Genomic DNA, 8,819 nt, shown 5'->3' with positions numbered 1-8,819 from the left:
ACGATCAGGGACTGACCGCGGCCCATGTCGCCGGCGACGAACACGCCGTCGACGTTGGTGGACCACTCGGTCGAGCGGGCGACGTTGCCGCGCTCGTTGAAGTCCACCCCGAGATCGGTGAGCAGGCCCGGCTTCTCCGGGCCGACGAAGCCCATCGCGAGAAGAACCAGGTCGGCCTCGAGCTCGAAATCCGTGCCTTCGACCTTCTCGAAGCGCCCGGCGACCATCTTCACCTCGTGCGCCTTGAGGGCCGTGACCTTGCCGTCGACACCGACGAATTCCTCGGTGTTGACGGAGAACACGCGCTCGCCGCCCTCCTCGTGCGCGGACGACACCCGGTACATCAGCGGGTAGGTCGGCCACGGCGTCGATTCGGCGCGCTGCTCCGGCGGACGCGGCATGATCTCGAACTGGTGCACGCTTACCGCGCCCTGGCGGTGCGAGGTGCCCAGGCAGTCGGCGCCGGTGTCGCCACCGCCGATGATGACGACCTTCTTGCCCTTCGCGTTGATGGGCGGCAGGCCGTTCGCGTCGGTGATCGCGTCGCCGAGCTGCACCCGGTTCGCCTGCGGCAGGAACTCCATCGCCTGATGGATGCCGTCGAGTTCGCGACCCGGGATCGGCAGGTCGCGGGCGACGGTGGAGCCGCCGGCGAGGACCACCGCGTCGAACTGCTCGCGCAGTTCGTCGGCGCTGATGTCCACGCCCACGTTCACGCCCGGCTTGAAGATGGTGCCCTCGGCCTCCATCTGCGCCAGACGGCGGTCGATGAAGCGCTTCTCCATCTTGAATTCCGGGATGCCGTAGCGGAGGAGGCCGCCGATGCGGTCCTCGCGCTCGAACACCGTCACGGTGTGGCCGGCGCGGGTGAGCTGCTGCGCTGCAGCCAGACCCGCGGGACCGGAACCGACGACCGCGACCTTCTTGCCGGTCAGCTTCGACGGCGGAACGGGGACGACGCGGTTGTCCTCGAACGCCTTCTCGATGAGCTCGACCTCGACCTGCTTGATGGTCACCGGGTCCTGGTTGATGCCCAGGACGCACGACGCCTCGCAGGGGGCCGGGCACAGCCGCCCGGTGAATTCCGGGAAGTTGTTGGTGGCGTGCAGACGCTCGATGCCGTCGTTCCACTTGCCCTTGTACACCAGGTCGTTCCACTCGGGAATCAGGTTCCCGAGAGGACAACCGTTGTGGCAGAAGGGAATACCGCAGTCCATGCAGCGGCTCGCCTGGACCTGGAGGGTGTCACGAGAGAAAGGCTCGTACACCTCCTTCCAGTCGAGGAGCCGCAGCGGAACCGGCCGGCGAACCGGCGTTTCACGCGAACCGTGCTTGAGGAAGCCGCTTGGATCACCCACGAGCCGCCTCCATGATCGCCTCGTCAACGTTCGCACCACGAATGGTGGCGTCCTTGATTGCCATGAGTACCTTCTTGTAATCGCGAGGCATGGCCTTCGCGAAATGGCTGACCTGCTGCGACCAGTCGGCCAGGATGCGGGCTGCGACCTCGGAGCCCGTCTCGTCACGATGCCGCTCGATGACACCCTTGAGCCAGGCGAAGTCCTCGCCCTCGAGGTCCTCGAGATCGACAAGTTCTGTATTGAGGTTGTCCTCGAAATCGCGATCGGGGTTGTACACAAACGCGACACCGCCGGACATACCCGCACCGAAGTTGCGGCCCGTCTTGCCGAGGATGACGACCTTACCGCCGGTCATGTACTCGCAGCCGTGGTCGCCGACGCCTTCGACGACGGCCGTGGCACCCGAGTTGCGGACCGCGAACCGCTCGCCTGCGATACCGCGGATGAGCACCTCGCCACCGGTGGCACCGAACAGGATGACGTTGCCGGCGACGATGTTGTCCTCGGCGACGAATCCCGGTGCGGCGGTGTGCGGCGGGCGCACGATGATGCGGCCACCCGACAGGCCCTTGCCGACGAAGTCGTTGGCATCGCCGAACAGCCGGAGCGTGATGCCCTTGGGCACGAACGCACCGAAGCTGTTACCGGCCGAACCGGTGAGGGTGATGTCGATCGTGTTGTCCGGCAGGCCCTCTCCGCCGTACACCTTGGTGACCTCGTGGCCGAGCATGGTGCCGACGGTGCGGTTGACGTTGGTCACCTGCGTCTCGATGACGACCTTCTCGCCGCTCTCCAGCGCGGGCTGCGCCTTGGCGATCAGCTCGTTGTCGAGCGCCTTGTCCAGAGCGTGGTCCTGCTCCTTGGTGCAGTGCAGGTCCTGCTCCGGGAAGATCGGCGACGTGACCTTGGTCAGCAGCGGCGACAGGTCCAGCTTCGACGCCCGGTAGTGCTCGACGGCCTTCGTGGTGTCGAGGAACTCGACTTGGCCGATCGCCTCGTCGAGAGTGCGGAAGCCCAGCTCGGCGAGCAGCTCACGCACCTCCTCGGCGATGAAGAGCATGAAGTTCTCGACGAACTCCGGCTTGCCGGTGAATCGCTTGCGCAGCACCGGGTTCTGCGTCGCCACACCGACGGGGCAGGTGTCGAGATGGCACACGCGCATCATGATGCAGCCGGACACCACCAGCGGAGCGGTCGCGAAACCGAACTCCTCACCACCGAGCAGCGCCGCGATCATCACGTCACGGCCGGTCTTCATCTGGCCGTCGACCTGCACGACGATGCGGTCGCGCAGACCGTTGAGCATCAGCGTCTGCTGGGTCTCGGCCAGGCCGATCTCCCACGGCGCACCCGCGTGCTTGAGCGAGGTCAGCGGGGAGGCACCGGTGCCGCCGTCGTGACCGGAGATGAGCACCACGTCGGCATGCGCCTTGGAGACACCCGCGGCGACGGTGCCGACACCGAGCTCGGACACCAGCTTCACGTGGATCCGGGCCTTCGGGTTGGCGTTCTTCAGGTCGTGGATCAGCTGCGCGAGATCCTCGATCGAGTAGATGTCGTGGTGCGGCGGCGGCGAGATCAGGCCGACGCCCGGCGTCGAACCGCGCACCTCGGCGACCCACGGGTACACCTTGTGCGGCGGAAGCTGGCCGCCCTCACCGGGCTTGGCACCCTGCGCCATCTTGATCTGGATGTCGGTGCAGTTGGTCAGGTAGTGCGCGGTGACACCGAAGCGACCGGACGCGACCTGCTTGATGGCGGAGCGCCGCCAGTCGCCGTTCTCGTCCGGCGTGAAGCGCGCCGGATCCTCGCCGCCCTCACCGGAGTTGGAGCGGGCGCCGAGACGGTTCATGGCGATCGCGAGGGTCTCGTGGGCCTCGGCGGAGATGGAGCCGTAGCTCATCGCGCCGGTCGAGAACCGCTTGACGATCTCGGCGGCCGATTCGACCTCCTCGATCGGCACCGCCGGGCGCAGGCCCTTGCGGAACTCGAACAGGCCGCGCAGCGACGCCAGCTGCTTCGACTGGTCGTCGACGAGCCGGGTGTACTCCTTGAAGATCGAGTACTGGCCGGTGCGGGTGGCGTGCTGGAGCTTGAACACCGTGTCCGGGTTGAACAGGTGGTACTCGCCCTCGCGGCGCCACTGGTACTCGCCGCCGACCTCGAGCTCACGATGCGCGTGCTCGGACGGGCGATCCAGGAACGCGGCAGCATGCCGGACCGCGACGTCGTGTGCGATCTCGTCGAGGCCGACACCGCCGAGCTGCGACTGCAGGCCGGTGAAGTACTCGTCGACGAGTTCCTGGGACAGGCCGATCACCTGGAACAGCTGCGCACCGGTGTAGGACGCGAGCGTGGAGATGCCCATCTTGGACATCACCTTCAGCACACCCTTCGAGGCGGCCTTGATGTAGTTCTTGATCGCCTTCTCGAGGGTCATGCCCTCGGGCAGGTCACCGTTCTGCAGCAGCTCGTCGATCGTCTCGAACGCCATGTACGGGTTGACCACGGCGGCACCGAAACCGCACAGCGCGGCGATGTGGTGCACCTCGCGGGCGTCGCCGGCCTCGACGAGCAGCCCCGCCTGGGTGCGGGTCTTCTCGCGGACGAGGTGGTGGTGCACCGCGGAGGTGAGCAGCAGCGACGGGATCGGGGCCATCGTCTCGTCGGACTCGCGGTCCGAGAGCACGATCAGGCGGGCACCGCCCGCGATCGCCTCCGACACCTGGCTGCGGATCGAGTCGAGCGCGGCCTTCAGGCCCTCGCCGCCGTCGGCGACCTTGTAGAGGCCGCGGATGATGACGCTGTTGAAGCCCGGGAACTGCCCGTCGTCGTTGACGTGGATGAGCTTCTGCAGGTCGTCGTTGTCGATCACGGGTGCGGACACCAGGATCTGACGGCACGAGTCGGCGGTCGGGTTCAGCAGGTCGCCCTCGGGGCCGAGCATGCCGCCGAGGCTCGTGACGATCTCCTCGCGGATGGCGTCGAGCGGCGGGTTGGTCACCTGGGCGAACAGCTGCTGGAAGAAGTCGAACAGCATCCGCGGACGCGACGACAGCACCGCGATCGGGGTGTCGGTGCCCATCGAGCCGAGAGCTTCGCCACCGGTGGCGGCCATCGGCTTGACGAGGAGGTTGACCTCTTCGTTGGTGTAGCCGAAGACCTGCTGACGCAGCACGACACGCTCGTGCGACATGTAGGTGTACTTGCTCGGCGGCAGATCCTCGAGCCGGGCGATGCCCTGGTCGATCCACTCCTGGTAGGGGTGCTCGGACGCGAGCTCGTCCTTGATCTCGTTGTCGTCGATGATGCGACCCTGCGCGGTGTCGACGAGGAACATGCGGCCCGGCTGCATGCGCATCTTGCGCACGACCTTCTCCGGCGCGATGTCGAGCACGCCGACCTCGGAGGCCATGACGACGAGGCCGTCGTCGGTGACCCACACGCGGGACGGACGCAGGCCGTTGCGGTCGAGCACGGCGCCGACGACGGTGCCGTCGGTGAAGCACACCGACGCCGGGCCGTCCCACGGCTCCATGAGCGCCGAGTGGTACTCGTAGAACGCCTTGCGCTTCGGATCCATGCTCTCGTGGCGTTCCCACGCCTCGGGGATCATCATGAGCACGGCGTGCGGGAGGCTGCGGCCGCCGAGGTGCAGCATCTCGAGCACCTCGTCGAAACGCGCGGTGTCGGACGCGCCTTCGGTGCAGATCGGGAAGATCTTGTCGAGCTTGTCCCGGCCACCGAAGATCTCGGACTCGATGAGCGCCTCGCGGGCACGCATCCAGTTCGCGTTGCCCGTGACGGTGTTGATCTCACCGTTGTGTGCGACGCGGCGGAACGGATGCGCCAGCGGCCACGACGGGAACGTGTTGGTGGAGAAGCGCGAGTGCACCAGGCCCAGGGCCGACTCGACACGCTCGTCCTGCAGGTCGAGGTAGAAGCCCTCGAGCTGCGGGGTGGTGAGCATGCCCTTGTAGACGAACGTCGACGGCGACAGGCTCGGGAAGTACACGGTCTCGCTGCCGGGACCGTCCTCGCCGGGACCCTCGTTGCCGAGTTCGTGCTCGGTGCGCTTGCGCACGACGTAGGCGCGGCGCTCGAGCTCGAGCCCGGTGAGGGTGCGGGCGCCGGAGGCGATGAAGATCTGCCGGAACGTCGGCATGGCGGACTTGGCCATCGAGCCCAGGTCCGAGTCGTCGACGGGGACCTCGCGCCAGCCGAGGACCTCGAGGCCCTCCTCCGCGACGATCTTGTCGACGGCCGCCTGCGCGGCGTCGGCTGCAGCAGCGTCCTGGGGCAGGAACGCGATACCGGTCGCGTACGCACCGGCTTCGGGCAGCTCGAAGTCGACGACTTCACGGAAGTACCGGTCCGGGACCTGGATGAGAATGCCGGCACCGTCGCCGGTATTCGTTTCCGCACCCGCCGCGCCGCGGTGCTCCAGGTTCACGAGCGCGGTGATCGCCTTGGAGACGATGTCACGGCTCTTACGGCCGTGCATATCGACGACGAAAGCGACGCCGCAGGAGTCGTGCTCGTTCGCCGGGTGGTAGAGCCCTTGAGGCCCGGGAAGATGCTTCATACCTAGCCTTCGTTGCATGTGATAGCACCGACGACCAGCAGCGCTGATGGCCATCTACTTGCTGTGAGCAAGTACCGACACGAGGTGGATCGGCACCGATTACCGTCAGTATCCGCCCTTCCGCGACGATGCGGGTGCCTTTTTTTCGGCAGCTCGGGCCCTGGATCTTCCGGCCGGTGGGGACGTTGTGCGTCCACCGTCTCGGACAGACGATATGTCAACCATGCGGGTGTAATGCAAGGAAGGCTGCCCTACCTATCCCCTGAGCTGCGGTGATGTTTCGTTAACACGGCCGTAGCGCGGCGGTGACACGACGAAACGGAGCAGAACCGCCGCTCACAACAGCGACCCGAGTACCCGGCGGATGCCCTCGCGCGGGTCGGAGTCGTCGTCCGATGTGAGCCGATGCAGGATCACCCCGTCGAGATAGTCCATGAGCACCCGCGCGAACAGCTCGGCGTCGTCGGTCCCGACTCCCAGCGCCGTGAGCATGCCCGTTCCCCAGGCGCGCAGTTCGTCGCGCCGCAGCTGCACTGCCGTGCGCAACTCCGCGACCGAGGCCGCCTCGACGAACAGCGCGTAGCGAGCCCGGGTGCGCACCACATCGGGTCCGGTCGCGGTGAGCACGTAGCCGACCAGCAGCTCCACGAGTTCGTCGGCGGTCCGCGGCGCCGGCCCGACCAACGCGGCCACGTCGGCACGGTCGCGGTCGACGAGTCGGTCGAGCACGCCTTCGAGCAGTGCGCGCCGCGTGCGGAAGTAATTGGACGTCGAACCGGCCGGGACACCCGCGGTCGCGTCCACACCCCGGTGGGTCAGGCCGCGCATTCCTTCTCTGCCGAGCAGGTCGATCGCCGCGTCGAGGACGGTGCTGCGTTTGTCGGACACGCTGTGACATTACACCTCGGCACTACAACAGTAGTGACAGGGCACTACAGATGTAGTAGGGTCGAGCCATGACCACTCCGAGGAGCGGGAAAGCAGCGGTACTGGGCGGCGGCATCGGCGGTCTCACCGCCGCGAACACGCTCCTGCGCCACGGCTGGCACGTCGACGTGTTCGAACGCTCCGCCGCGCTACCGGAATCCGGTACCGCGCTGGGGCTGTGGCCCGAGGCCCTCGACGCCCTGGAGACCGCCGGCCTCGGCGGCGCCGCGGAGTCGCAGGGTGTGCTGCAGACATCGGGGACGTTCCGCCGGTGGGACGGACGGGTCATCGCGCGGTTCGAGGGGATCCGCCGACCCGCGGTGCTGCTCTCGCGTCCGGCCCTGCTCGGTCTCCTCGCGGGCGGCGTTCCGTCCGGAACGATCCGTTTCGGCCGGCCGGCGCCCGCACCCGGCGACCTCACCGGCTACGACGTCGTGATCGCCGCGGACGGCATCGGCAGTCCCACCCGCGACCTTCTGTTCGGGGACGCATACCGGCCCCTGTACACCGGGCTGACCGCGTGGCGCGGCTGGGTGGCCGGTACCACCGACGACACGAGCGAAAGCTGGGGGCCGGGCGCGCTCTTCGGCATCACCCCGCGCGACGGTGACCTCACCAACTGGTTCGCCGCCGTCCGCGCCCCTGCCGGATCCACCGGTGGCCTCGACGACGTGCGCGAGCGTTACCGGCACTGGCATCCCGCGGTGCGCGACGTGCTCGACCGCGTCGAGCCGGGCACGGTGCTCCATCACGACCTGTACGAGTCGCCGAGGCTGCCGTCCTACGTGCGCGGCACCGTCGCACTGATCGGCGACGCCGCACACGCCATGGCACCGAACCTGGGACGCGGCGCGTGCGAGGCGATGGTCGACGGAGCCACGCTCGCGACCCTGCTCACCCTGCATCCGGTGCCGGACGCGCTCCGCCGCTACGACCGCGAGCGCCGCCGCCGCACCCAGCGGCTGGTGACGGCCTCGCACCTTGTGAGCCGACTCACCACCGCGCACCGCGGCACCGGCATCCGCGACGCGATCCTCGCCGGCGCGGCGCGGTTCGCCTGAGGAGCCCCCGGACGACCGCCGAAAAAATCCGGCCGGCGCGCGGAACCATTCGGTTCGCCGATGCGTCCAATCCCCCCGAGTAATCCAACTGCGATGTCGGGAGGGGTCGAATGGACAGATCGAAGTCCGCACCAGCGCGCCGGGGGCGGTCGCTCCGCCGGATGACGGGCTGCGCGACGCTCGCGGTGGGCGCATCCCTGATGGGGGTGTCCTGCTCGGGTGGCGAACCCGGGGACGCAGCACCGGCCGAGGCGGCCGAGCAGTATCGGCCGCCCGAGCAGATCCAGGGCGCGACCGTCGTGTGGTCGGCAGAGCCCGGCGTCTACCTGCAGGACGAATACGGCAAGCTCGTGCGCGCCGCCGAGGAAGCCAGGTTCGTCGCCCGCTACGTGGGCATCGAGAACTCCTATCCCGGATTCGCGGCAGCACTCGATCCCGCCTCCGCGGGCATGATCACACCGCTGCCGGACCGGCAGCCCGTCGGGACGCTCCGCGCGCACGTCCTGTCCATCACACCGACCGGCACCGGTTTCGAGGCTGCCGTGTGCACGGAGCGGTCCGAGCTCGCGGAGAAGTGGCCCGACGGGCGATATCACTTCACGAAGACGCCGGAGATCGAGGCCGTCGTCCGGTTCGCGCGAACCGCGTCGCCCGCGGAAGCCATCGAACCGGCGGCGGACGCGGCGGCGGATTCGAAACAGACGTCGAGCCAACGACAATGGCGGTCCCCCGCGACCGATCTGTTCACCGGATCCGGATGGACCGTCGACTTCGCCGCCGACCCGGCCGGCACCCGGGAGCGGTGCCAGGCGTGGGGTCGCAGCATCCAGACGGAGAGAACCGACACCGACACCAGCGCCACTCCCCCGCGTGTGTTGCCCGCCC

General features: G+C 68.1%; 5 protein-coding genes. 2 read left to right on the top strand and 3 right to left on the bottom strand.

Going from position 1 to position 8,819, the window contains the following annotated elements; all coding sequences use genetic code 11:
* The 3 genes from I0Q12_RS13090 to I0Q12_RS13080 form a co-directional block, all read right to left on the bottom strand.
* A partial coding sequence (locus I0Q12_RS13090; RefSeq protein ID WP_197252361.1) for a glutamate synthase subunit beta occupies positions 1–1,358 on the bottom strand: 1,358 nt, incomplete at its 3' end.
* The gene (gene gltB / locus I0Q12_RS13085; protein ID WP_197252330.1) at positions 1,351–5,946 is read right to left on the bottom strand and encodes a glutamate synthase large subunit; all 4,596 of its coding nucleotides are present in this window, start codon (positions 5,944–5,946) and stop codon (positions 1,351–1,353) included. The genes I0Q12_RS13090 and gltB, both read right to left, overlap by 8 nt.
* Before the next feature lie 336 nt (positions 5,947–6,282).
* Positions 6,283–6,834: a TetR/AcrR family transcriptional regulator gene (locus I0Q12_RS13080; protein ID WP_197252329.1), complete on the bottom strand. Its 552-nt coding sequence runs from the start codon at positions 6,832–6,834 to the stop codon at positions 6,283–6,285.
* A 68-nt stretch (positions 6,835–6,902) separates the two neighbouring features.
* Between I0Q12_RS13080 and I0Q12_RS13075 the strand changes: the two genes are divergently transcribed.
* Positions 6,903–7,934 (top strand): FAD-dependent monooxygenase, encoded by a 1,032-nt coding sequence (locus I0Q12_RS13075; protein WP_197252328.1) that lies wholly within the window; start codon positions 6,903–6,905, stop codon positions 7,932–7,934.
* Between the two features lie 110 nt (positions 7,935–8,044).
* On the top strand, positions 8,045–8,819 hold a 775-nt coding region (locus I0Q12_RS13070; RefSeq protein WP_231610561.1), incomplete at its 3' end, for a hypothetical protein.

The organism is Rhodococcus sp. CX (assembly GCF_015865005.1).
Taxonomy (GTDB): domain Bacteria; phylum Actinomycetota; class Actinomycetes; order Mycobacteriales; family Mycobacteriaceae; genus Rhodococcus.
This window is presented reverse-complemented; position numbering and strand designations above follow the sequence as displayed.

Excerpts from the sequence above, each read along its gene's own strand:
- I0Q12_RS13075 (WP_197252328.1), top strand. The coding sequence starts at position 6,903 with ATGACCACTCCGAGGAGCGGGAAAGCAGCGGTACTGGGCGGCGGCATC.
- gltB (WP_197252330.1), bottom strand. The coding sequence starts at position 5,946 with ATGAAGCATCTTCCCGGGCCTCAAGGGCTCTACCACCCGGCGAACGAG.